A 24,063-nucleotide genomic window follows, 5' to 3' on the forward strand; every position below is an offset into this window, starting at 1 on the left:
TACGGCAGGTTCTTTCAGCGGGATAGAAAAATGGTTAATTTTATTAATGGTTAATTGACATAACTAAATTGCTGCTTTAATTTCTAGCTATCTTCAAGCCAAGAACAAGAGTGCATCATCATGAGCAACTACGAAGGTCGCTGGACAACGGTCAAAGTCGAGATTGAGGAGGGCATTGCCTGGGTCATCCTCAATCGCCCTGAAAAACGTAACGCGATGAGCCCGACCCTGAACCGGGAAATGATCGATGTGCTGGAAACCCTGGAACAGGACCCGGCCGCTGGCGTGCTGGTGCTGACCGGCGCCGGCGAGGCCTGGACTGCGGGCATGGACCTCAAGGAGTACTTCCGCGAAGTGGACGCCGGCCCGGAGATACTTCAGGAAAAAATCCGTCGCGAAGCGTCGCAATGGCAATGGAAACTGCTGCGCATGTACGCCAAGCCGACCATTGCCATGGTCAACGGCTGGTGCTTTGGTGGTGGCTTCAGTCCATTGGTGGCCTGCGATCTGGCGATCTGCGCCGACGAAGCGACCTTCGGCCTTTCGGAAATCAACTGGGGCATCCCGCCGGGCAACCTGGTGAGCAAAGCCATGGCCGACACCGTGGGCCATCGTCAATCGCTGTACTACATCATGACCGGCAAGACCTTTGGTGGGCAGAAAGCCGCCGAGATGGGGCTGGTCAACGAAAGCGTGCCCCTGGCGCAACTGCGTGAAGTCACGGTAGAGCTGGCGCGTAACCTGCTGGAGAAAAACCCGGTGGTTCTGCGTGCGGCCAAGCATGGCTTCAAACGCTGTCGCGAACTGACGTGGGAGCAGAACGAAGATTACCTCTACGCCAAGCTCGATCAGTCACGTCTGCTCGACACCGAAGGCGGCCGTGAGCAGGGCATGAAACAATTCCTCGACGACAAGAGCATCAAGCCTGGCCTGCAAACCTACAAACGCTGAGACACGGCGGCGAGTTACCGGGCGCATCCCGCTGCTGGCGGTTGCGCCCGGGTGCTGGGTCTAGATCGCTCAAATGCATTCCCGATAAAGACAATAAAGAGGAATCACCATGCTGGACGTGCCCCTGTTGATTGGCGGCCAGTCGTGCCCCGCCCGCGACGGTCGAACCTTCGAACGCCGTAACCCGGTTACTGGCGAGTTGGTGTCGCGGGTTGCTGCCGCCACCCTGGAAGATGCCGACGCCGCAGTGGCCGCGGCCCAGAAGGCGTTCCCCGAGTGGGCTGCACTGGCGCCCAATGAGCGTCGCTCCCGTTTGCTCAAGGCGGCCGAGCAATTGCAGGCGTGCAGCGCCGAGTTCATCGCGGCTGCCGGCGAGACCGGGGCCATGGCCAACTGGTACGGTTTCAACGTGAAGCTGGCGGCCAATATGCTGCGCGAGGCGGCGTCGATGACCACCCAGATCACCGGCGAAGTCATCCCCTCGGATGTGCCTGGCAGTTTCGCCATGGCCCTGCGCCAGCCTTGCGGCGTAGTGCTGGGCATCGCTCCCTGGAACGCCCCGGTCATTCTTGGCACCCGCGCCATCGCCATGCCATTGGCCTGTGGCAACACCGTGGTGCTCAAGGCCTCAGAACTGAGCCCGGCAGCACACCGCTTGATCGGTCAGGTATTGCAAGACGCAGGCTTGGGCGATGGGGTGGTCAATGTCATCAGCAACGCTCCGGCGGATGCGGCGGCGATTGTCGAGCGGTTGATCGCCAACCCGGCTGTGCGACGGGTCAACTTCACCGGCTCGACCCATGTCGGGCGCATTGTCGGTGAACTCGCGGCGCGCCACCTCAAACCCGCTTTGCTGGAACTGGGCGGCAAGGCGCCGTTTTTGGTGCTCGATGACGCTGACCTGGATGCGGCGGTGGAGGCAGCTGCCTTTGGCGCCTACTTCAATCAGGGGCAGATCTGCATGTCCACCGAGCGTCTGATCGTCGACGCCAAGGTCGCTGATGCGTTCGTCGCCAAGCTGGCGGCCAAGGTTGCAACCCTGCGGGCCGGTGATCCAGCGGCCACGGATTCAGTACTCGGCTCACTGGTGGATGCCGGTGCCGGGACGCGCATCAAGGCGTTGATCGATGATGCCGTGGCCAAGGGCGCTCGGCTGGTGGTCGGCGGGCAACTGGACGGCAGCATTTTACAGCCGACCCTGCTCGACGGCGTCAATGAGAGCATGCGTCTGTACCGCGAGGAATCCTTCGGCCCAGTGGCCGTGTTGCTGCGCGGCGACGGCGATGAAGCGCTGCTGCGCCTGGCCAACGACTCCGAGTTCGGTTTGTCGGCGGCGATATTCAGTCGCGACACCGGGCGTGCCCTGGCGCTGGCGCAACGGGTAGAGTCGGGCATCTGTCATATCAATGGCCCGACCGTGCACGACGAGGCGCATATGCCCTTCGGCGGGGTCAAGTCGAGCGGTTACGGCAGTTTTGGCGGCAAAGCGTCGATCGAGCATTTTACCCAACTGCGTTGGGTTACCTTGCAGAATGGACCGCGGCACTACCCGATCTGAACAGGCGTCGCCACGTCGGGCGTCGACTTCCCTGGAAGCGCAGCGCCCGCGTGCAAGGCAGAAATAACAATAACAAGGTTGCGGCCAACGGCTGCCACGCTATCCGCGAGTCATCTGTGTGTGGCTTGGTTTCAGCGTGCCTTGATGGAGAGCAAGCACGTGAGTTCCGAATTCAGATCGCAATCCAATGACCAAGCCGGTGCACCGCGCTATCGCCATGTGTCCATTGGCTGTTCGGCGGTCGAGGTCACAGAACAGCAGGGCGTATTGCACATGCGCTCCCTGGAACCGTTGGCCGAGTTGCCCAAGCGGCTGCTCGATCGGCTGGTGCACTGGGCCCAAGAGCGTCCCGAGCAGACCTTTATCGCCGCCCGTCAGGCCAGCGGTGATTGGCGCCGGATCAGTTACGCCCAGATGCTCGACAGTGTCCGGGCCATCGCTCAAAGCCTGTTGAGCTACGGCCTGTCGGCAGACAAGCCTCTGGTGCTGCTCTCGGGCAATGACCTCGAACATTTGCAGGTCGCCTTCGGCGCCATGTACGCGGGCATCCCTTACTGCCCGGTGTCGCCGGCCTATTCGCTGCTGTCCCAGGACTTTGCCAAGCTGCGCCACGTTTGCGACCTGCTGCAACCGGGCCTGGTGTTCGTTAGTGATGCCGCAGCCTACCAGCGCGCCATCGATGCCGTGATACCAACCGATACGCCAATGATTTCGGTGCGTGGCCAGGTTGCGGGGCGCCGTCAGGCGAGCTTCGCCAGCCTGCTTGAGCAGCCGGGTGGTGCCGAGGCCGAAGCCGCGTTTGCCAGCACGGGCCCGGACAGCGTTGCCAAGTTTCTTTTCACCTCCGGTTCCACTCGTTTACCCAAAGCGGTGATCACGACCCAACGCATGCTCTGCGCCAACCAGCAGATGCTGTTGCAGACCTTCCCGGTGTTCGGCGAAGAGCCGCCCGTGCTGGTGGACTGGTTGCCGTGGAACCACACCTTTGGTGGCAGCCACAACATTGGCATCGTGCTCTACAACGGCGGCAGTTTTTACCTGGACGACGGCAAACCCACGGCGCAGGGTTTCGCGCAAACGCTGCGTAACCTCAAGGAATTGTCGCCCACCGCTTACCTGACGGTGCCCAAGGGCTGGGAAGAACTGGTCACGGCGCTGGAACAGGATGCGCAACTGCGGGAATGTTTTTTCAAACGCATCAGTCTGTTTTTCTTCGCCGCCGCTGGTTTGTCGCAAAGCGTCTGGGACCGTCTGGACCGGGTTGCCGAACAGCACTGCGGCGAACGTATCCGGATGATGGCCGGGCTGGGCATGACCGAGGCCGCGCCATCCTGCACCTTTACCACCGGGCCGTTGTCCATGGCCGGTTACATAGGCCTGCCGGCGCCGGGTTGCGAGGTGCGTCTGGTGCCTGCGGACGGCAAACTGGAAGGGCGCTTCCGTGGCCCGCACATCATGCCCGGTTACTGGCGCTCACCGCAGCAGACCGCCGAGGTGTTCGATGATCAGGGCTATTACTGTTCCGGTGATGCACTCAAACTCGCCGACCCCCGCGATCCGCAATTGGGGCTGATGTTTGACGGGCGCATCGCCGAAGATTTCAAACTGTCCTCCGGGGTCTTTGTCAGTGTCGGGCCTCTGCGCAGTCGCGCTGTGCTCGAAGGTTCGCCCTATGTCCAGGACTTGGTAGTGACCGCGCCGGATCGTGAATGCCTGGGGGCGCTGGTATTCCCGAGAATGTATGAATGCCGACAGCTGTCGGGGCTTTCGGCCAGTGCCAGCGACACCGAGGTGCTGGCCAGCGCGCCAGTGCGCGAATGGTTCGCCGACTGGTTGCAGCGACTCAATCGCGAAGCCAGCGGCAATGCCAGTCGCCTTGAATGGATCGCATTGCTCGACGAACCGGCGTCCATCGACCGCGGTGAAATTACGGACAAAGGTTCGATCAATCAGCGAGCGGTGTTGCAGTGGCGTGCCGATCAGGTCGAGGCCCTGTATCGCGGGCTCGATCCGGCGATTCTACGCGCGGGGGCCAGGCTGTGAGCGCTGGCGGCCAGTACTCGGTTTTCACTGACGCTGCCATCATCGATGCGCTGCGCACACCCTGGGTCGACTTCAATGGTGCGCTGGCCGAGGTGTCGCCAATCGACCTGGGAATCAAGGTCGGGCGCGAAGTGTTGGCCCGCGCAGGGGTCGATCCGCAAGGGGTGGACAGCGTACTGGCGGGCTCCATGGCCCAGGCCAGTTTCGATGCTTACCTGCTGCCACGGCATATCGGCCTCTACAGCGGCGTGCCTCAATCGGTACCGGCATTGGGGGTGCAGCGCATCTGCGCCACCGGTTTCGAACTTCTGCACCAGGCTGCCAGGCAGTTGGATGACGGCGTGCAACTGGCGCTGTGCGTAGCGGCCGAATCCATGTCGCGCAATCCGATTGCGGCGTACACCCATCGTGGCGGTTTTCGCCTCGGTGCCAGCGTGCAGTTCAAGGATTTTCTCTGGGAAGCACTGTTTGATCCGGCCCCCGGGCTGGACATGATCGCCACGGCCGACAATCTGGCGCGGCGCTATGGCCTGAGCCGTGAAACTGTGGATGCTTATGCCTGCGACAGCCATCGGCGGGCGCTGGCGGCGCAGCAAACGGGCTGGCTGGCGCCGGAGATCGTGGCCGTAGGTCATCAGACTTTCGACCTGGACGGTTACCAGCCGCGCGGCATCACCCTGCCACGTGGGGTCGATACTGTGAGTGAAGACAGCCATCCACGGCCTGCTGAGCTGGCGGCCTTGGCCCGACTGCGTGCGGTGCACCAAGGCGGGGTGCAGACCGCCGGCAACAGCTGTGCGGTGGTCGATGGCGCGGCGGCGGCGCTGGTCGCCCGCACTTCGGCCTGCCGGGATACGCCATTGGCCCTGCTGCGGGCCAGCGCCGTGGTCGGGGTGGCGCCTGAGTTCATGGGTATAGGTCCGGCACCGGCGATCCGCCTGCTGTTGCAACGCAGCGGCCTGGAGCTGAATCAAATTGGCCGTTACGAAATCAACGAAGCCCAGGCTGCCCAAGTGCTGGCCGTGGCACAGGAATTGGAACTGGACCATTCGCGTCTCAACGTTCAGGGCGGTTCGCTGGCTCTGGGTCACCCGCTGGCTGCCAGTGGTTTGCGCCTGGTGCTGACCTTGGCCCGTCAGCTGCGCGAGCACAACCTGCGCTACGGGATTGCAGCGGCCTGTGTCGGCGGCGGGCAGGGCATGGCCTTGTTGATCGAGAACCCGGGCTGGTGCGCCTGAGGTTTTAGCGACCCGCCCGCAGCGGCGGGTGTGACTTGTTTTCTACCGGATGAGGTTTGCCATGTGGAGCTATCAGGCGCCCTTGCGCGATATGCAATTTGTTCTTGAACACTGGCTGCAGGCGCCCGAGGCCTGGCGTCGCAGCCCGGTGTTCGAGGCGCTGGATTTACCGCTGGCCGTACAGGTACTCAAAGAAGCCGGGCGCTTCAGCAGTGGCGTATTGGCGCCGTTGAACAGCCGTGGCGATCGCCAGGGTTGCCACTTGAGCGAAGGCCGGGTCACCACCCCGGACGGATTTTGCGACGCGTATCGGGCCTATGTTGACGGTGGTTGGCCGGCCTTGGCTTGCGCCGAAGCGCTGGGCGGGCAGGGTTTGCCGCAAGTGCTCGACGCGGCGCTGCAAGAGATGCTTTACGCCAGTAACCACGCTTGGGCCATGTACACCGGCATCGCCCACGGCGCCTATCTGTGTTTGAAAACCCACGGTGCCCCGTGGTTGCAGGAGCGCTATCTTCGCGCAATCATCAGCGGCGAAAGCTTGCCCACCATGTGCCTGACCGAGCCCCAGGCGGGGAGTGATGTCGGCCTGCTACGCTGTCGCGCAGAGCCTCGGGGCGACGGGAGTTACCGGCTTGATGGCAACAAGTTGTTTATCTCGGGCGGCGAGCATGACCTCACCAGCAACATCCTGCATCTGGTGCTGGCTCGCGTACCGGGAGCACCAGCCGGCAGCCACGGAATTTCGTTGTTCCTGGTGCCGAAGTTGCTGGATGGTGGCCAGGCCAACGGCGTGATCTGCGATGGCATCGAGCACAAGATGGGGATCAAGGGCAGCGCTACTTGTTCACTGGTGTTCGATGCCGCCCAGGGTTGGTTGATTGGTGAGGTCAATCGCGGGCTGAAGGCGATGTTCGTGATGATGAATTCGGCACGTCTGCATGTTGGCCTGCAAGGCCTGGGGCACTGCGAAGCGGCTTGGCAGAACGCCCGCAGCTATGGCGCCGAACGCCAGCAGATGCGCGCACCGTCAAGGCCGGCCGGGGTGGTGGCGCAGGCTGTCGACCCGATCAATTACCATCCGGCAATACGTCGCATCCTGCTTGAATTGCGCGCCACCAGCGAAGGCCTGCGCGCTATCGGTTATTGGGTCGCGCATCTGTTGGACCAGGCAGAACATGAGCCTGAGCCAAGGGCGCGGCAACAAGCCGGACAACTGGCGCAGTTGCTGACGCCGATCATCAAGGCGTTTTTCACCGAGCAGGGGTTTCGCCAGGCCAGCAACGCCTTGCAGGTGTTTGGCGGGTACGGCTACATCGCCGAATTTGCCATCGAACAAACCCTGCGCGACAGTCGCATCGCCATGATCTATGAAGGCAGTAACGAGATACAGGCCAACGACCTGCTCCTGCGTAAGGTGCTGGGGGATCAGGGTCAGGCTTTTGAGCTGTTGTTGGCGCAGTTGCGCGAAGAGTCCAGGCTTGGCGCCGATATACCGGAGTGCGCAGACTTTGCTGAACAGCTGGCGAGCCTGTGCAGCACCCTTGAAGTGCTGGTTGGCGAGGTGCGTGAGCTGTCACTCGAGGATGCAGAGTACCCGTATCGAGCTGCCGGGGACTTCCTCCAGCTTTGCGGCCTGATCCTGCTTGCGCTGGCCTGGGGCCGGGCGGCACGGGTCTCGCGACAACTTGCCGAAGATGACCCGCTCCGCGCCGCCAAGCTGGAAACCGCCGGGTTCTTTTTCAGCTACCTGTTGCCCCAGGCCGAGCAGCGTGTGGCCGCAGTGCGTGGGGCGCGGGCAGCGTTGGCGTTTATCTGAGGTTCAGTCAAAGTCGCGGATGACAAAGTCCTCGCCGGTGCGAGGACGGTGAAGGGGCCGCCTGGTCGGCCCCGGTCATTCACTGTTGGTTGGACACGCCGTAGAAGCTGCTGAGTCCGAAGGGGCTGATCAGGAAGTCCTTCACACTGGTGCGCATCGGCTGGTAGACCGTGGAGTGGGCGATCGGGGTGATAGGCACCTGTGATTTCAGGAGATGCTGTGCTTCTTTGTACAGCGCGGTGCGCTTTTCCACATCGGAGGTGGCCTCGGCGGCCTTCACCAGTTTTTCGTAGTCCTCATTGCACCACTTGGAGAAGTTGTTGCCGTTGACCGAGTTGCAGCTGTACAGGGTGCCCAGCCAGTTGTCCGGGTCACCGTTGTCGCCAGTAAAGCCGATCAGCATGACGTCGTGCTCGCCGGCGTGGGCGCGCTTGATGTACTCGCCCCATTCGTAGCTGACGATGTTGGCCTTGATGCCAATTCTGGCCCAGTCGGCCTGCAGCATTTCGGCCATCAGCTTGGCGTTGGGGTTGTAGGGGCGTTGCACCGGCATGGCCCAGAGGGTGATTTCTGTGCCTTCTTTCACACCTGCCGCCTGCAGCAGCTCCCTGGCTTTCTGCGGGTTGTGGGCGACGTCCTTGATGGTCTCGTCGTAGGACCACTGGGTCGGCGGCAGCCCGTTGACGGCCAGTTGGCCGGCACCCTGGTAAACAGCGTCGATGATGGCTTGCTTGTTTACCGCCATGTCCAGCGCCTGGCGTACTTCGAGTTTGTCGAACGGCTTGCGGGTGAAGTTGTAGGCGATATAGCCAAGGTTGAAGCCTGGTTGACTGGGCATCTGCAGGTTCTGGTCTTGCTGCAGCGGCTTGATATCGGCCGGGCGCGGGTAGGCAGTGATCTGGCATTCGTTCTTTTTCAGTTTTTGCATGCGCACCGAGGGGTCGGTGGTGATGGCGAAGATCAGATTGTCGATCTTCACGTCTTCAGGCTTCCAGTAATTCTGGTTGCCCTTGTAGCGAATCTGCGCGTCTTTCTGGTACTTGCTGAACACGAACGGGCCAGTGCCGATCGGCTTTTGGTTGATGTCCTTGGCCTTGCCTTGCTTGAGCAACTGGTCGGCGTATTCGGCCGACTGGATCGAGGCGAAACTCATGGCCATGTTCTGAATGAAGGCTGCGTTCACAGTACTGAGGGTGAACTTGACGGTATGGTCGTCGACTTTTTCGACCCCGGTGATGTTTTCGTTCATCCCCATGTCCGTGAAGTAGGGGAATTCGGTGGGGTAGGCCTTGCGGAACGGCATGTCCTTGTCGAGCATGCGGTTGAAGGTGAACAGCACGTCGTCGGCGTTGAAGTCGCGGGTCGGCTTGAAGTAGTCGGTGGTGTGGAACTTGACCCCGTCCCGCAGGTGGAAGGTGTAGGTCAGGCCATCGGGAGAAACGTCCCAGCGGGTTGCCAGGCCGGGGACGACCTTGGTGCCGCCACGCTCGAACTGCGCCAGCCGGTTGAAGACGGTTTCGGCTGAGGCGTCGAAGTCGGTCCCCGTGGTGTATTGGCCCGGGTCGAAGCCGGCCGGGCTGCCTTCGGAGCAGAACACCAGGTTGCTGGCGGCATGGGTCAAGCCGCAGCCGAGGATCAGGCCGGCGGCGATCATGGTCTTGAGCGTGGTCTTTTTGCGCATGCGAACCTCATTGTTGTTATTTTGAGGGCGGCAGATCAGGTAGCCCGTTTCTGGGGGATGCACCTGATCCTGCGGCTTTACGGGCTGTGAGCTGCCCGTCATTTTTGAACAGGCAGCCGAAGGCAGGTGTCCTGGCTCGGGCGGTAGCGCTGAAGGGGGGAGGGATACTCGCGCCGACAGCGGCCGAGAAAAAATTTAAGTCAATCTAAAATTAATTTCAACTTAAATTAAGTGTTACTTACTTTTTGTAAGTGTGCCCGATCAGGCTGCGGGGTGATCGTCGAGTAACCCGCCCATGGTGGTGACGACCAGAACTTCGGCAACATCGTCGCCCGCATTGGCAATGGAATGCGGCCTGGTGGAGTCGAAATGTATCGACCCGCCCGGGCCAAGCGGGTATTTGTGGCCATCTATGGCGTAGACGATTTGCCCGCAGAGCACATAGGTAAACTCTGCGCCTTCGTGGCAAATGAGCTCGGACTGGTAGCCCACTGCCATAGTCATCTTCATCGCGTTGATCAGGTTGCCGGGGAAGTTGCTGGACAGGCGCTCGTAGACCAGCGGCTGGCTACCGATGCTATAGCGTACGCGCTGGCCCTGGTGGGAGTCGGGCTGGGGCTGGGCGGGCTGGTCGAACAGGGTGTTGAGCGCAACGCCCAGGGATTTTGCGATTCGCGCCAGCGAGGAGATGGACACGCCAGTGAGGTTACGCTCCGCCTGGGACAAGAAGCTGGCTGTCAGGCCTGACTCAGTGGCCACTTGTTTCAGGGTCTTGTTGGCGGCGCGGCGGTAGCGGCGCAGCCGTTCACCGATCTGTTCTACGGTCATTGGCGTGGCTCGTATTTTGAAAGGCGCCAGTATAACGGGCGGGGCACTGGAAAAACGTTTTTCGCCTTACTGGAATTAAGCACCACTAAAAATATGGATTGACGGTTTTTTAAGTCAGGCTTAAATTTCGCCCACTGCAGCATAATTCGGGAGAACGAGATGACAGTGGGTGTAGGTGGCAAAACTCCGGAACAGGCGCTGGCCGGCCTGGCGCAGATGACCGAGGGCATGAAGCCTGTCGGCCTCGACGAATACCAGTCGCGCATTGCCAAGGCCCAGGGCCTGATGCGAGAGCAGGGTATCGCCGCCCTCTACCTGAACGCTGGCAGTAACCTGTACTACTTCACCGGGGTGAAGTGGAGCCCGAGCGAACGCATGGTCGGTGCCGTGCTGCCCGCCAACGGAGCGCTGGCCTATATCGCTCCGGCATTCGAGGAGGGCACCATTCGCGACTTCCGCGAGGTGGACGGGTTTATTCATGGCTGGCAGGAGCACGAGAGTCCCTACCGCCTGCTGCTCGATATGCTCGCTGCAATGGGGGTCGCCGCCGATGCAGTGGTGGGCCTGTGCCCGTCCCTGGCATTTTTCATGTTCGATGGCATCCGCCGCCTCGGATCGGACTTAAAGTTCGTCGACGCTTCTTGCGTGACGAACCTGTGTCGCTATCACAAGTCCGCTACCGAGCTGGCGCTGATGCAGCGTGCCAAAGACATGACCCTGGAAGTGCAAAAGGCTGCCGCCAGCATCCTGCGCGCAGGCATCAGTACCACCGAGGTTGCCGAGTTTATCCGTGAGGCGCACCGCAAGGTGGGCGCACCGGGTTCGACCTTCTGCATCGTGCTGTTCGGCGAGGCCAGTGCCTTTCCCCACGGCGTAAAGCACGCGCAGGTGCTCAAGGACGGCGACATGGTGCTGATCGACACGGGTTGCCTGCTCCACGGCTATCAGTCGGATATCACTCGCAGTTACGTGTTCGGCACCCCGAGCGACCGCCAGCGCGCCCTGTGGAACCTGGAAAAAACCGCCCAGCTGGCCGCCTTCGACGCTGCGCGCCTGGGTGAACCCTGCCAGGTGGTGGATGCCGCCGCGCGTCTCGCCCTGGAAGCCGCCGGTCTCGGCCCGGACTACCAGTTACCCGGCTTGCCGCACCGCACCGGACATGGCATCGGCCTGGACATTCACGAAGGGCCTTACCTGGTGCGTGGTGACCTGACGCCGCTGGCCGAGGGCATGTGCTTCTCCAATGAGCCAATGATTTGCATCCCGGGCGAGTTCGGCATTCGCCTGGAAGATCATTTCTACATGACAGCCACTGGCCCGCGCTGGTTTACCCGGCCGAGCCATTCTGTAGACGACCCGTTCGGGCTTCAGGCCTGAGGGCAGGCCTGGCACCGGGGGGGCTTTGGTTGGAAATGGGCGCTGTCATGAAGCGTGTCTGGCAAACCAGCCAGGCCCCCCTGAATCCCGACAACAAGGAGTAGCGGGCATGCAAAAGCAATTTACCCTTCGGGCTGCACAACCTGGAGATGGCCACGCTATTTTCCATGTCACCTGGCAGTCGATAGCCGAGCTGTCGAACGGACTCTATACCCCGGAGCAACTCAATGGCTGGATGGGCGAAAGAACCCCGGAATTTTATGAGCAACTGATAAAACAAGGGCGGATGGTCGTGGCCCTGCAACTGGGAAGGATCGTTGGCTTTGTCGATTCAGAGCCAGGAGAGGTGACGCGGCTATTCCTGCTTCGCGAGGCATCCAGCCAGGGGCTTGGTGAGCATTTGCTCAAGACAGGTATTGATAATGCACGTGGGCCTGGCATCCGCTTTATAAAGGTGGAGTCGACCTTGAATGCGCAAGGCTTCTACAAAAAGCATGGCTTTGTGACACAAAAGCACGGTGTTTTCAGTCACGGTGTGGGTGGGCAACCCATAGAAATCATTCACATGGAGCTTGAATTGCAGGGCAATCAGTAGCAATTAAAAGATCTGGCGACCTCCCCAGAAAGCAAGCATGTCTGGCCAGCGGAAGGTAGCGAGGAGGCCGGGCATGCGACATGCCCGGCTACAAACCTGAACGCAGCCCGGTCGCTTTTTTCCGGTTCAAGGCTGCAAGGAAGTGCGCCGGTTTCTCTCCGGCAATATCAATTCACCCCCTCAAGCAATCTTGATCACTACCTTGCCGAAAGCGCCCCTCGCCAAGTGTTCGTACGCCTGGCGTGCCTCTTCAAAGGGGTAGACCTTATCGATGACTGGCCGGATTTGGTTTTCGTTGAGGAAGGCGTTCATACGGTCGAAGGACGAGCGCGGGGCGACTGCGATGCCGCGTATGGTGGTCTGCCGGAAAATCAACGGCATCAGGCCAAGCTCGGTGGTCTGCCCTGTAAGGAAGCCGATTTGTGCGATCTTGCCTGCGGCCTTGGTCGCTGCGATGGACTGATTCAAGCCATTGCCGCCGGCAACGTCCAGGAGCAGATCGACCCCCTTGCCGTCGGTGAGCTTGAGCACTTGCTCATGCCATTGCGGGTGGGTCCTGTAGTTCACCCCGCTGACTGCACCCAGTTGCATGGCAGCCTGCAGATTGGCGTCATTGCTCGACGTGACAATCACTTTGGCACCCAGCGCAGCAGCCAGTTGAACGGCGAAGATCGACACGCCGCCAGTACCCTGCACGAGTACGGTTTCTCCGGGTTTGATCTGGCCGTAGTCCACCAGTGAATACCAGGCAGTAAGCGCGGCGATAGGCAGTGTCGAGGCTTCTTCGTCCGACATGTTATCGGGTGCGCGCACAGCGCTATCCTCGTGAATGATCATGTACTCGGCCAGCCCCCCAGGCAGGGGCGAGCCAAAGCAGTAATCGGGTTCGTCCGAAGCAGGGGCGCCATCAATCCAGCGTGAATACAAATGCGAGTTTACCCGGTCGCCAAGTTTGAATCGGCTGACACCTTCACCAACAGCGACTACGGTTCCTGCTGCATCGCTCACGGGAATCAGCGATTTGGGCACTTTATGTGGTTCGTAAATGCCGTCGACGATGGCTTTGTCGCGGAAGTTGAGGGAAACGGCGCCAACCTTGACCAGCAACTCTCCGGCCTTGGGTTCCGGCGTGGGGGTGTCACCAAGGACTAAATTGTCGAGACCAAAATCATTCAGAAGCCAGGCTTTCATTTTGTTTCTCCTTAAAGGGCACCAGTCAGATCTGGTGGAGTGCGGCCATTGTTACCCCTGAGTCAGTGGCAATAAATGCTTCAGCCAGGACAAGACTGTTGTCTCTAACGGCAACAATGGCCTAGGGTTGATACCTTAAGCAGCAACAAAATCTAAGCGAGGGTGTATGGAACTGCTGCAATCAATGCAAGTTTTTGTGCGTGTTGCCGAGCTTGGAAGCTTCACCAAAGCCGCTGATGCCACACAATTGGGACGCCCTCAGGTCACCCGGGCCATACAGGAGCTGGAAGCATCTCTTGGCGTGAGACTTTTTCAGCGCACAACCCGACAAGTGCGACTGACGACAGAGGGGGAGCAGTTTTACGAACGGGTCATGGATATTCTCGGGCGCCTCGCTCAGGCAACGTCGATGTTCGATGTTGCCGGGGCATCCCTTCGAGGAAAACTGCGGGTTGATATTCCATCGGCGCTTTCCCAGCCTGCATTCATCACAAGTCTGAGAGAGTTCAGCAACAGTCATCCGCAAATCGAAATGGCATTGGGGGTTACCGACCGTACCGTGGATTTGGTCGCCGAAGGGGTGGATTGCGCGCTCAGGATCGGAGAGTTGCCGGACTCCAGTCTGGTGGCCCGGCGTATCGGCATGGCAACCATGGTGACGTGCGCGGCGCCTGGATATATCCAGGAGTTCGGCGCGCCGGATACTCTGCAGGAGCTGGATTCTCACCGTTGCATCAGTTTTCTGTCCGGTCAGAACCAGCGACCGCTCCCCTGGCAGTTCTCCAATGGCGGCATCGACAGGGGCTACGTCAGCCACCGTGGCATCGTCGTCAATGAGTCCAGCACCTATGTGCAATGTGGTGTGGCCGGTTTTGGCATTCTTCAGGCGCCGGGGATCGCGCTGGAGCGGTATCTGGCTGATGGTTCTTTGGTGGAAGTACTCGAGAACTATCGGCCAAGACCGCGCCCGGTGTCCGTGTTGTACCCCAGCAGAACGTACCTTGCCCCGCAGGTGCATGCATTTGTCGACTGGGTGAGCCAGAGGTTTGCGCTGCTTTATCCTTTATGGCTTGAGCAAAAGACCAGCGGGGCTTAGGCGCGCAAAGGGCAGCTATTGGTCAGCAAAGCAGTCATGCAGCAGCGCCCTGGCTTTCAATGGTTAACGCAGGGCATAGACATAAGCACTCACTTGAGCACCATTATCCAGAGTCACGCTGGTCAGGACACGTTGATATTCGGCGCCTTCAAAATCGTCCAGTGCCGGCCAGTGGCGGGCGAAATTTTCAGAGCAGAAGAGATGGCCATGAATATCATCGCCATCCTCGGCAATAACCAGACCAGGGAATCCCAGGTCTGCTCCCCAGCCTGCCTGTACCAAGCGTCCCTTGAGCGAGGCGGACTCCCATACGCCGCCAATGTTTGACATCACGTGCTCATTCGGCCTTCCTGGCCCCAAGGTCCCATAGACGAATAGACGCTCCATATGTGTTCCCCGCTCAATCAAAAGGGCGGAATCCTGACTTATGGGCAGGGGACAAATCAATCAGAAACTCAGCGGCTCGAGAATATCTGCGCCAATCTGTCAAATCGTCTGGACACTGGTGATGTATAGGCGCTGGCAAACTTGTTTCAGACAGGCTGAAAGTGAAATGACAAAAGATACGCCACGTTACATTTTGATTACAGGCGCGGCTGGTAGCGGCACCACGACCCTGGCAGATGCTTTGGCAAAGGAACTGAATACGACCCACCTGGAAGCGGATGATTTTTTGTGGCTGCCCGGTAATCCGCCCTATCAGCAGTTGGCAGACAAGACGCAACGAGCAGAGCGCTTGTTACAACAAATGCACTGCCATGGCCGTGCAGTCGTTGCGGGATCAGTCATGGGTTGGGGTCAACCCCTTGAGAGCGAATTTGATCTTGTGGTGTTCCTTTATGTTCCAGTTGAACTCAGATTAGAGAGGCTGAAACGTCGCGAGGTAAAGCGCTTCGGTGAGGCGAAGCCGGAGTTTCTGGCCTGGGCAGCTCAGTATGATCAAGGAAGTGTTCCGGGGCGTAGCCTGGCCAGGCATCGGCAATGGCTGTCCGGGCTTGCCTGTACTGTGTTGAAGCTTGAGGGGGACATATCGGTTACAGATCGGCTACGACATATACGGGATGCAATCAACGGATTGAACCCTGCACCGTCAATCATATGAATCCAGCGCTACGACCCTCTGAGCCACCAGGATTGCCCGGGGTTTGCCAACAGGGTTGCAGTACCGCTCGGGCGGGCGACATTTGGAACTGGGCTTTTGCTCTTTCGATATCCGGTTAGTGAAGGCACAATGCGCATCCTTTTTTGGCTGGCCTTGCTGGAGTCGCCTCGAAATGATCAAAACGCCGTACTACCTGATCGATAAACAGAAACTGCTCAAGAACATGCAGAAGATCGCCTATGTGCGCGAGCAGTCCGGGGCCAAGGCCCTGCTGGCACTCAAGTGCTTTGCCACCTGGTCGGTGTTCGACTTGATGCAGCAATACATGGACGGCACCACATCGTCGTCGCTGTACGAGTTGAAGCTCGGTCGCCAGAAGTTCGAAGGCGAAGCCCACGCCTATAGCGTGGCCTGGGCCGATGATGAAATTGAAGAGATGCTCGCCAACTGCGACAAGATCATCTTCAACTCCATTGGTCAGCTGCAGCGTTTTGCCGAGCGCTCCGAAGGCAAGATCCGCGGCCTGCGGGTCAACCCGCAAGTCAGCAGCTCCGACTACCTGCTGGCCGATCCGGCGCGCCCGTTCAGCCGCCTGGGTGAATGGGACCCGGTGAAGATCGAAGGCGTCATCGATCAGATTTCCGGTTTCATGTTCCACAACAACTGCGAGAACGGTGACTTTGAGCTGTTCGACCAGATGCTGTGCACCATCGAAGAACGCTTCGGCGAGCTGCTGCACAAGGTCACGTGGGTCAGCCTCGGTGGCGGCATTCACTTTACCGGTGAAGGCTATGCCCTGGACGCGTTCTGCGCCCGCCTCAAAGCGTTCTCGCACAAGTATGGCGTGCAGGTTTACCTGGAGCCGGGCGAAGCCGCTATCACCAACAGCGCCTCGCTGGAAGTCACAGTGCTCGACACCCTTTACAACGGCAAGCACCTGGCCGTGGTAGACAGCTCCATCGAAGCCCACCTGCTGGACCTGCTGATCTATCGCCTCAACGCCAAGCTGGCGCCAAGCGACGGCGAACACACCTACATGGTGTGTGGAAAATCCTGCCTGGCCGGGGACATTTTTGGCGAATACCAATTTGATCGTCCGTTGACCATCGGCGATCGGCTGTCGTTCATCGACACCGCGGGCTACACCATGGTCAAGAAAAACTGGTTCAACGGCCTGAAAATGCCGTCCATCGTAGTGAAACAACTCGACGGTACAGTCGAAGTGGTTCGTGAATTTGGTTACGAAGACTACCTGTCCAGCCTTTCGTAAGCTGGCGGATAAAGGAGAGATAAAGCAATTGAAAAAGAACGTTCTTATCATTGGTGCAGGAGGTGTCGCCAAGGTGGTGGCCCACAAATGCGCGCAGCACAACGACGAACTCGGTCGGATTGCTATCGCGTCGCGCAACATCTCCAAATGCCAGGCCATCATCGATAGCGTCAAGGCCAAGGGCAGCCTCAAACTGCCTGCCGAAATCAAGGCTTTCACGCTAAACGCCCTGGACGTGGAAGCGACCAAGGCTCTTATTCTCGAAACCGAATCGCAGATCGTGATCAACGTCGGTTCCGCGTTTCTCAACATGTCGGTGCTGCGTGCCTGCATCGATACCGGCGTGGCTTACCTGGACACCGCCATCCATGAAGAGCCGGGCAAAGTCTGCGAGACGCCGCCCTGGTATGGCAACTACGAGTGGAACCATCTCGAGGAATGCAAAGAGAAAAACATCACCGCCATCCTCGGTGTAGGTTTCGATCCGGGCGTGGTCAACGCCTATGCAGCACTGGCCAAGCAACAGTATTTCGACCGCATTGATTCAATCGATATTCTTGATGTCAATGCCGGTTCACATGGCAAGTATTTCGCTACCAATTTCGACCCTGAAATCAACTTCCGTGAATTTACCGGACAGGTGTGGAGCTGGCAGAACAGCCAGTGGACAAGCAACACCATGTTCGAAGTCAAGCGCACCGACGACCTGCCGGTTGTCGGAGAGCAGAACCTGTACCTGACCGGCCATGACGAAGTTCATTCCCTGTCGAAGAATCTTGACGTGCCCAACGTAAGGTTCTGGATGAGCTTTGGCGAACACTACATCAACGTGTTCACCGTGCTGAAAAACCTCGGCCTGCTCTCCGAGCAGCCGGTCAAGACCGCCGAGGGCCTGGAAGTGGTGCCGTTGAAGCTGGTCAAGGCCGTACTGCCTGACCCGAGCTCGCTGGCTCCCGGATACACCGGCAAGACCTGCATCGGTGATCTGGTCAAGGGTACCAAGGATGGTCAGGCGCGCGAGGTGTTCATCTACAACGTCGCCGATCATGAAGACGCCTACGCAGAAACTGACAGCCAGGGCATCTCCTATACGGCTGGCGTGCCGCCCGTGGCCGCGGCGCTTCTGGTCGCCCGTGGCGAGTGGGACGTGCAGCGCATGGTCAACGTCGAAGAACTGCCGGCCGAGCCGTTCCTCAACGCGCTGGACGTGATGGGTCTGCCGACCCGGATCAAGGACGAGAATGGTGATCGTCCCTGGAATCGCAATGCCTGAGACACCTGAATAACAGGTGATCCTCACGCCCGCGTTCCACGATACGCAAAACGCCGCTTTTCAAGCGGCGTTTTGATTGGTGCAGTTTGCCGGATCCCGCTGGCACCCATGGGTGTGATGAGCGGCGGCACCCCCCCTCCGAGAAGTTGACCTTCTGTTCTGTAACTGGCTTCTGGCGCCCCGGCTCGAACAGGCTGGAGCCCTTTGTCAGCCGCCGCCTGCAGTGAGATGAAATTGATACCGAAGCAGGACAGACATGCCCGGCTTGGCGGGATACCGACCGGGCTCGAGCATGATCCAGTGCTGATCAGGATGGGGCGGGGGAATTTGCCGGGGGGTGTATGGATCAGCTTTCAGAGGTGGTGACGTCGTCCTGGGCGGACTCTGCAGCCAGCTTTAAACGGTCAGCTTTACAAATGTATTTGCTCTTGTTTTGCGGGGCCAGTTTGGCACTGGCCTTTTTTGCGTGGGCCTTGAGCAACTGCTTGATCTTTTTACGACGGTTCATGCTTTTCTACTCAGCTTGTACATTCCTCAATGATATCAGTTTAAAACACCGGGCCCGATGGCGGTGCCACGTTTAGTACCACCGGCTCGGCTCCTTGCAGGGGCTCAACCCGTCATTGGGTGGAACTCGATGCCCGGGTCAAACCGGGTCTGTAGTGAAAGCCCAGTCCTTAAATAATCGAGAGTCCTGTGAAACGCTCAGTAGAGAGAAGTGCATCAACCTCACCAATAAAGCCCTGCAGGATGTAGTGAACACGCAAAAAGGTCATTAGCGGCAGCGGCGGGGGGGTGATCCTGCCCCGCCTGTTTGCTGTCCAGGGTTGCGTGCCCCCTCAGTGCAGCGTGCGCCGATTTTCACCAATCCGGATCCTGTCCAGAGCCCGGTTCAGGGCATCCAGCGCATCGAGCAGGGCTTTGGCCTCGGCTTCTCTGCCATCCCCCCACAGACGCTCGGCCATTTTGTTGAGGGCCTGGATCGATTTTTCTATATCTGCCGCGGTGACTGTCTGTGCGGGCGGTTTGTCTGACATGGGTGGTTCCTGTTGGTGCTGACCGCTACGACTTTAACGCGCAATATCGGCTGTGCGGCGGTTTGCTTCGGCTCAATGATCGATCAGGCCGGGTTGGCGCAGTTATTTGCTGCGCAGACGCCTGAAAAGCTTCACCAGATACCAGGCGTGGCAAGAATCAGCACCAGAATGGCTGCGAGCGGCAATGCCTCAAGCCAGAGCGATGCCAGCAGCTTCGACTCCAGCAACCACCCTGCCGCGCTATAGGGATTGGTCTGGGCGTACGCCGAAAGCAGTGCAATCACTGATGTGATCAGTGCGAACCCAATGGCGGTACGAACCTGCTCTCTATTCATGTTGTTCGATTCTCTTGGCGGCGTTGACTAAAGCGCGCGATGCTATCAACAACAAGACCGAACCGGACAGAGGAATATTGCCATGCGCCATGTTGTCAAAATCGTCTCTTTCACACTTCTGACTCTGGCCAGCAGCCAGTTGCTGGCCGAGCAGGCCGATACCGCGCCCGGGTTCTGGACCACGCCGACCATTGTGGGTTACGGCAAGATCCACCCGCTGGCAGATGCTGCCTACCAGCCCGACAAGACCGCCACCTACAAGGTGGTTTTTGCCCTGACCAAGGGGCCTAAAACCCCCGCAGACGTCAACCCGGCACTGGACCACGTAGCCCGCACCGTCAATCTCTATGTGGCAGCGGGTGTGCCCCTGACGCAATTGAAATTTGTTGCCGTTGCCTCCGGTGACGCAACGGCGCTCGCGCTCGACGACGCGGCCTATCGCTCCCGATTCAATACGGCCAACCCCAACTTGCCCCTGATCGCAGCTCTGCGGCACGCCGGAGTAGATGTGGCTGTGTGTGGTCAGGCGGTGGCCGAACACCACTTTGCCTACAGCGAAGTCGACAAATCGGTCACCACTGCGCTCTCTGCGCTGACCACCATTACGACCCTGGAGCACCAGGGATACAGCCTGATGCCCATGTGATACCGGATCAGCCCCGCCGGGGGGAGCTTGCGCCGACAGTTTGATTGCAGCGTTGGCCAGGCATAAAAAAACCTCGCTTCCTGTGCACAGGAGGCGAGGTTTTTATGGCGCTGGCTTAAACCGCTGTCAGCGATTTCGGACGACGTACATCAGGTTGTTTCCAGGACTCGGCCGAGGCTTCGTCGATGGCTTGCTGAATCGCCTTTTTGCGGTGTTCTTCGGCGCGGCGGCTGAAGAACCACACTAGGAAGGTCACCAGCGACACCGCCAGCAGAATCAGGCTGGCCACGGCGTTGATCTCGGGTTTGACCCCCAGACGTACCGCCGAGAACACTTCCATCGGCAAGGTGGTGGAACCCGGCCCGGACACGAAACTGGCCAGTACCAGGTCATCCAGGGACAGGGCGAACGACATCATGGCGCCCGCCGCCAGTGACGGCGCGATCATCGGGATGGTGATCAAAAAGAACACTTTCCACGGCTTGGCGCCCAGGTCCATGGCCGCCTCTTCGATCGACAGGTCCAGCTCGCGCAAGCGCGACGACACCACCACGGCCACATAGGCCGAACAGAACGTGGTGTGGGCGATCCAGATGGTGACGATCCCGCGTTCCTGGGGCCAGCCGATCATTTGCGCCATGGCCACGAACAGCAGCAACAGCGACAGACCGGTGATTACCTCAGGCATCACCAGCGGTGCAGTTACCAGGCCGCCGAACAGCGTGCGGCCCTTGAAGTGGCTGATGCGGGTCAGCACGAATGCTGCCAGGGTCCCCAGCGCCACCGCTGCAATCGCCGTGTACAGAGCGATTTCCAGCGAGCGCATCACCGAGCCCATCAGTTGCGTGTTGTCCAGCAGGCCCGCGTACCACTTCAACGACCAGCCGCCCCACACCGTCACCAGCTTGGAAGCGTTGAACGAGTAGATCACCAGAATCAGCATCGGCAGGTAGATGAACAACAAGCCTGCGACCAGCATAAAGCTGGAAAAACGTAAGCGATTCATATCTTGCCCTCCAGTTCTTTAGCCTGGCTGCGGTTGAACAGGATGATTGGCACGATCAGGATCGCCAGCATTACCACGGCAAGCGCAGAGGCTACCGGCCAGTCACGGTTGTTGAAGAACTCTTGCCACAGCACTTTACCTATCATCAGGGTTTCCGGGCCGCCCAGCAGCTCCGGGATCACGAACTCGCCCACCACCGGGATAAACACCAGCATGCAGCCGGCGATGATGCCGTTCTTGGACAGCGGAACGGTGATTTTCCAGAAGCTGTTGAAGGTGCTCGAGCCCAGGTCGGACGCGGCTTCCAGCAGGCTGTGGTCGTGTTTCACCAGGTTGGCGTACAGCGGCAGGATCATGAACGGCAGGTACGAATAGACGATGCCGATATACACCGCGATGTTGGTGTTGAGGATCTGTAGCGGTTCGCTGATCCAGCCCATCGACATCAGGAAACCATTGAGCAGGCCGTTGTTGCTGAGAATGCCCATCCACGCGTAAACGCGGATCAGGATCGCAGTCCAGGTCGGCATCATGATCAGCAGCACCAGCACGGTCTGCATCTCTTTGCGCGCATTGGCAATGGCATAGGCCATCGGATAGCCGATCAGCAGGCACAACGCGGTGCTGAAGAAAGCCATCTTCAACGAGCCCAGGTAAGCGGCGATATACAGCTCGTCGTCACCCAGCATTGCGAAATTGCCCAGGTTCAGCAGCAGCTGAATCTTTTGGTCAACGTAGCTGTAGATCTCGGTGTACGGCGGAATCGCCACGTCGGCTTCGGCAAAGCTGATCTTCAGGACGATAAAGAACGGCAGCATGAAAAACAGGAACAGCCACAGGAATGGAATCCCGATGACCATTTGGCGGCCACCGGGGGTTATTCGTTGCAGACGGCGTTTGAATTTTCGAAGGTTCATGAGCGCAGTACCACGCCGCTGTCGTCTTCCCACCAGACGTAAACTTCGTCGTCCCAGGTCGGTCGTGCACCACGGCGCTCGGCGTTGGCCATGAACGACTGCACGATCTTGCCGCCGGGCAGTTCGACGTAGAACACCGAATGGCCACCCAGGTAGGCAATGTCATGCACCTTGCCCCGCGACCAGTTGTACTCGAAGACCGGCTTGACTGTGGTAACCAGCATTTTTTCCGGGCGAATAGCGTAGGTGGTCGACTTGTCTTCCAGTGACGTAGTGACCCCGTGGCCGACGTAGATATTACGCTCCAGTTCCGGGCAGTGAATGATCGCGAAACCTTCTTCGTCTTCGATCACATCGCCGTCAAAGGCGTTCACGTTACCGATGAACTCACACACCATGCGGCTGACCGGTGCTTCATAGATATCCACCGGGCTGCCGATCTGGGCGATCCAGCCCAGGTGCATGATTGCGATGCGCTGGGCCATGGTCATGGCCTCTTCCTGATCGTGGGTCACCATGACGCAGGTCACGCCGACGCGCTCGATGATCTCCACCAGCTCGAGCTGCATTTGCGAACGCAGTTTTTTGTCCAGTGCGCCCATCGGCTCATCGAGCAGCAGCAGCTTCGGACGCTTGGCCAGCGAACGGGCCAGGGCCACACGCTGACGCTGACCGCCGGACAATTGATGGGGCTTGCGCCTGGCGTACGGGGTCATGTGCACCAGCTTGAGCATTTCTTCAACCCGGGCGTCGATTTCGCTGGCAGGCAAACGGTCCTGCTTGAGGCCGAAGGCAATGTTCTGGGCCACGGTCATGTGCGGAAACAGGGCGTAGGACTGGAACATCATGTTGATCGGCCGCTCGTAGGGCGGCATGTCGGTGATGTCGACCCCGTCGAGATAAATCCGTCCTTCAGTCGGTCGCTCGAAGCCGGCCAGCATGCGCAGCAGGGTCGACTTGCCGGAACCGGAACCGCCGAGAAGGGCAAAGATTTCGCCCTGATGGATCTCCAGGGACACATCGTCCACGGCAATCGTCTCGTCGAATTTTTTCGTGACCCGATCGAATTTTACCAGCACCTTTTTCGGTGTCTGCTGGCCTTCAAGAACCTTCCTGTAAAGGCTGGAGGCGTTTGCCATGTGAAACTCCCAACAGATTTCAGTCGTCAGGCCAGAAGGGCCCGACATAAGAGTTGATTGCAAGACAGCTGTGGACGGGCTGTCGGTAGTACTTGTTGTTATTGCGGTTTGTTGTTGTGGTGAAGGACGGGCGTGCCAAGACACGCCCTCCTGATTCACGGGGGCAGTTCAGGGTTCAAACAGGTATCGGACTTGTCAGTCAGCGGCGCTCACGAAGCGCTGCACGTTGTCGGCATGCATCGCCAAACGCCTGGAAAATACTCAAGTAGACAGGGTTGTTCATGACCTGCCATTCCGGGTGCCATTGCACGCCGACGGCAAACGCCTCGCTGTGCTCGACAGAAATCGCCTCGATCAAGCCGTCCGGTGCAATGGCTTCGGCGCGCAGACCCGGGGCCAGGCGGTCGATGCCCTGGGCGTGGATCGAGTTGACCTCAAACACCGTGGGCAGATCCAGCGCCTGGAATACACCACCCGGTTGCACGTGAACGGCATGGGCCGGGGCGTACTGCACGGACAGATCCGGGTGATCCGCTTCGCGGTGGTCGAGGGCACCGGGGAGCTCATGCACCTTCTGATGCAGGCTGCCACCAAACGCCACGTTCATTTCCTGAAAGCCTCGGCAAATGCCGAGCACCGGAATTCCCGCCGCAATGGCTGCTTGCAATAGAGGGAGGGTGGTGGCATCGCGCGCCGGATCGTGCTCCGTGCCGGGTGCACTGGCGGGGCCTTTATAGTGGACTGGTTGTACGTTCGACGGTGAGCCGGTGAGCAGCAGGCCGTCCAGACGGGCCAGCAGTTCATCTGTTTCTGTCAGTTCGGCCAGGCTGGGAATGATCACCGGGAGCCCTTGCGCCGCGACACTTACCGCCCGCAGGTACTTGTCGCCGCTGACGTGGTAGGGGTGCAGGCCAATCTGTTTGACGCACGCTGTAACGCCGATCAATGGCTTGATTGCCATTTT

23 protein-coding genes are annotated in these 24,063 nt (G+C 59.4%); 12 read left to right on the top strand and 11 right to left on the bottom strand.

Annotated elements, in window-relative coordinates; translation table 11 throughout:
- Window positions 1–120 precede the first annotated feature (120 nt).
- The 5 genes from JQ848_RS10580 to JQ848_RS10600 all read left to right on the top strand — a co-directional run bounded on the left by JQ848_RS10580 (window position 121) and on the right by JQ848_RS10600 (window position 7,606).
- Window positions 121–951 carry a p-hydroxycinnamoyl CoA hydratase/lyase gene (locus JQ848_RS10580; RefSeq protein WP_003444693.1) on the top strand — a complete coding sequence of 277 codons (831 nt, stop codon included), beginning with the start codon at window positions 121–123 and terminating at the stop codon, window positions 949–951.
- A gap of 109 nt (window positions 952–1,060) precedes the next feature.
- Complete coding sequence (locus JQ848_RS10585) at window positions 1,061–2,509, top strand: aldehyde dehydrogenase (RefSeq protein WP_003444691.1); 1,449 nt, start codon at window positions 1,061–1,063, stop codon at window positions 2,507–2,509.
- 159 nt (window positions 2,510–2,668) lie between these two features.
- Complete coding sequence (locus tag JQ848_RS10590) at window positions 2,669–4,552, top strand: feruloyl-CoA synthase (protein ID WP_161720173.1); 1,884 nt, start codon at window positions 2,669–2,671, stop codon at window positions 4,550–4,552.
- Entirely contained in the window at window positions 4,549–5,790 is a 1,242-nt protein-coding gene (locus JQ848_RS10595; RefSeq protein ID WP_003444688.1) for a thiolase family protein, read from the top strand. The genes JQ848_RS10590 and JQ848_RS10595 overlap by 4 nt, the downstream gene beginning before the upstream one ends.
- Window positions 5,791–5,851: 61 nt before the next feature.
- Window positions 5,852–7,606 (top strand): acyl-CoA dehydrogenase, encoded by a 1,755-nt coding sequence (locus JQ848_RS10600; protein WP_202210649.1) that lies wholly within the window; start codon window positions 5,852–5,854, stop codon window positions 7,604–7,606.
- Window positions 7,607–7,685: 79 nt separating this feature from the next.
- Here the strand turns inward: JQ848_RS10600 and JQ848_RS10605 are convergent, their stop codons facing one another.
- A complete protein-coding gene (locus JQ848_RS10605; RefSeq protein ID WP_003444683.1) occupies window positions 7,686–9,287 on the bottom strand; it encodes an ABC transporter substrate-binding protein in 1,602 nt (533 codons plus the stop codon).
- Between the two features lie 261 nt (window positions 9,288–9,548).
- Window positions 9,549–10,115, bottom strand: coding sequence for a helix-turn-helix domain-containing protein (locus JQ848_RS10610; protein ID WP_003444682.1), 567 nt, complete (start codon window positions 10,113–10,115; stop codon window positions 9,549–9,551).
- A gap of 159 nt (window positions 10,116–10,274) precedes the next feature.
- On the opposite strand from JQ848_RS10610, the gene JQ848_RS10615 reads away from it, so the two are divergent.
- Window positions 10,275–11,492, top strand: a complete 1,218-nt coding sequence (locus JQ848_RS10615) for a M24 family metallopeptidase (protein ID WP_127196895.1) — start codon at window positions 10,275–10,277, stop codon at window positions 11,490–11,492.
- Between the two features lie 109 nt (window positions 11,493–11,601).
- Complete coding sequence (locus tag JQ848_RS10620; protein WP_127196894.1) at window positions 11,602–12,087, top strand: GNAT family N-acetyltransferase; 486 nt, start codon at window positions 11,602–11,604, stop codon at window positions 12,085–12,087.
- 180 nt (window positions 12,088–12,267) lie between these two features.
- Here JQ848_RS10620 and JQ848_RS10625 read toward each other — a convergent pair whose 3' ends face one another.
- Window positions 12,268–13,278: a zinc-dependent alcohol dehydrogenase family protein gene (locus JQ848_RS10625; RefSeq protein ID WP_202210650.1), complete on the bottom strand. Its 1,011-nt coding sequence runs from the start codon at window positions 13,276–13,278 to the stop codon at window positions 12,268–12,270.
- A 166-nt stretch (window positions 13,279–13,444) separates the two neighbouring features.
- Here JQ848_RS10625 and JQ848_RS10630 point away from each other — a divergent pair, with 166 nt between their 5' ends.
- Window positions 13,445–14,374: a LysR family transcriptional regulator gene (locus JQ848_RS10630; protein ID WP_202210651.1), complete on the top strand. Its 930-nt coding sequence runs from the start codon at window positions 13,445–13,447 to the stop codon at window positions 14,372–14,374.
- A gap of 63 nt (window positions 14,375–14,437) precedes the next feature.
- Here JQ848_RS10630 and JQ848_RS10635 read toward each other — a convergent pair whose 3' ends face one another.
- The gene (locus tag JQ848_RS10635; protein WP_029613027.1) at window positions 14,438–14,761 is read right to left on the bottom strand and encodes a gamma-glutamylcyclotransferase family protein; all 324 of its coding nucleotides are present in this window, start codon (window positions 14,759–14,761) and stop codon (window positions 14,438–14,440) included.
- A 166-nt stretch (window positions 14,762–14,927) separates the two neighbouring features.
- Here JQ848_RS10635 and JQ848_RS10640 point away from each other — a divergent pair, with 166 nt between their 5' ends.
- From JQ848_RS10640 to JQ848_RS10650, 3 genes are all read left to right on the top strand, one after another.
- A complete protein-coding gene (locus tag JQ848_RS10640; protein WP_029613025.1) occupies window positions 14,928–15,476 on the top strand; it encodes an AAA family ATPase in 549 nt (182 codons plus the stop codon).
- A gap of 172 nt (window positions 15,477–15,648) precedes the next feature.
- Complete coding sequence (locus JQ848_RS10645) at window positions 15,649–16,746, top strand: carboxynorspermidine decarboxylase (RefSeq protein ID WP_003444661.1); 1,098 nt, start codon at window positions 15,649–15,651, stop codon at window positions 16,744–16,746.
- Between the two features lie 28 nt (window positions 16,747–16,774).
- Complete coding sequence (locus JQ848_RS10650) at window positions 16,775–18,019, top strand: saccharopine dehydrogenase family protein (protein WP_003444659.1); 1,245 nt, start codon at window positions 16,775–16,777, stop codon at window positions 18,017–18,019.
- A 346-nt stretch (window positions 18,020–18,365) separates the two neighbouring features.
- On the opposite strand, the gene JQ848_RS10655 is transcribed toward JQ848_RS10650, so the two are convergent.
- The 3 genes from JQ848_RS10655 to JQ848_RS10665 form a co-directional block, all read right to left on the bottom strand.
- Window positions 18,366–18,527, bottom strand: a complete 162-nt coding sequence (locus JQ848_RS10655) for a DUF2986 domain-containing protein (protein WP_003444657.1) — start codon at window positions 18,525–18,527, stop codon at window positions 18,366–18,368.
- A 331-nt stretch (window positions 18,528–18,858) separates the two neighbouring features.
- Window positions 18,859–19,056 (bottom strand): hypothetical protein, encoded by a 198-nt coding sequence (locus tag JQ848_RS10660; RefSeq protein ID WP_003444652.1) that lies wholly within the window; start codon window positions 19,054–19,056, stop codon window positions 18,859–18,861.
- A gap of 131 nt (window positions 19,057–19,187) precedes the next feature.
- A complete protein-coding gene (locus JQ848_RS10665) occupies window positions 19,188–19,391 on the bottom strand; it encodes a hypothetical protein (RefSeq protein WP_202210652.1) in 204 nt (67 codons plus the stop codon).
- Window positions 19,392–19,473: 82 nt separating this feature from the next.
- Between JQ848_RS10665 and JQ848_RS10670 the strand changes: the two genes are divergently transcribed.
- Window positions 19,474–20,037: a DsrE family protein gene (locus tag JQ848_RS10670; protein ID WP_127196890.1), complete on the top strand. Its 564-nt coding sequence runs from the start codon at window positions 19,474–19,476 to the stop codon at window positions 20,035–20,037.
- 115 nt (window positions 20,038–20,152) lie between these two features.
- Here JQ848_RS10670 and JQ848_RS10675 read toward each other — a convergent pair whose 3' ends face one another.
- The 4 genes from JQ848_RS10675 to JQ848_RS10690 form a co-directional block, all read right to left on the bottom strand.
- The gene (locus JQ848_RS10675) at window positions 20,153–21,043 is read right to left on the bottom strand and encodes an ABC transporter permease subunit (RefSeq protein WP_202210653.1); all 891 of its coding nucleotides are present in this window, start codon (window positions 21,041–21,043) and stop codon (window positions 20,153–20,155) included.
- Window positions 21,040–21,960 carry an ABC transporter permease subunit gene (locus JQ848_RS10680; RefSeq protein ID WP_202210654.1) on the bottom strand — a complete coding sequence of 307 codons (921 nt, stop codon included), beginning with the start codon at window positions 21,958–21,960 and terminating at the stop codon, window positions 21,040–21,042. Before JQ848_RS10680 ends, JQ848_RS10675 begins: the two co-directional genes overlap by 4 nt.
- Window positions 21,957–23,099, bottom strand: coding sequence for an ABC transporter ATP-binding protein (locus JQ848_RS10685; RefSeq protein ID WP_003447793.1), 1,143 nt, complete (start codon window positions 23,097–23,099; stop codon window positions 21,957–21,959). Before JQ848_RS10685 ends, JQ848_RS10680 begins: the two co-directional genes overlap by 4 nt.
- 199 nt (window positions 23,100–23,298) lie before the next feature.
- The gene (locus JQ848_RS10690; RefSeq protein ID WP_202210655.1) at window positions 23,299–24,060 is read right to left on the bottom strand and encodes a gamma-glutamyl-gamma-aminobutyrate hydrolase family protein; all 762 of its coding nucleotides are present in this window, start codon (window positions 24,058–24,060) and stop codon (window positions 23,299–23,301) included.
- Window positions 24,061–24,063 lie beyond the last annotated feature (3 nt).

This window comes from Pseudomonas paraversuta (assembly GCF_904067025.1).
Taxonomy (GTDB): domain Bacteria; phylum Pseudomonadota; class Gammaproteobacteria; order Pseudomonadales; family Pseudomonadaceae; genus Aquipseudomonas; species Aquipseudomonas paraversuta.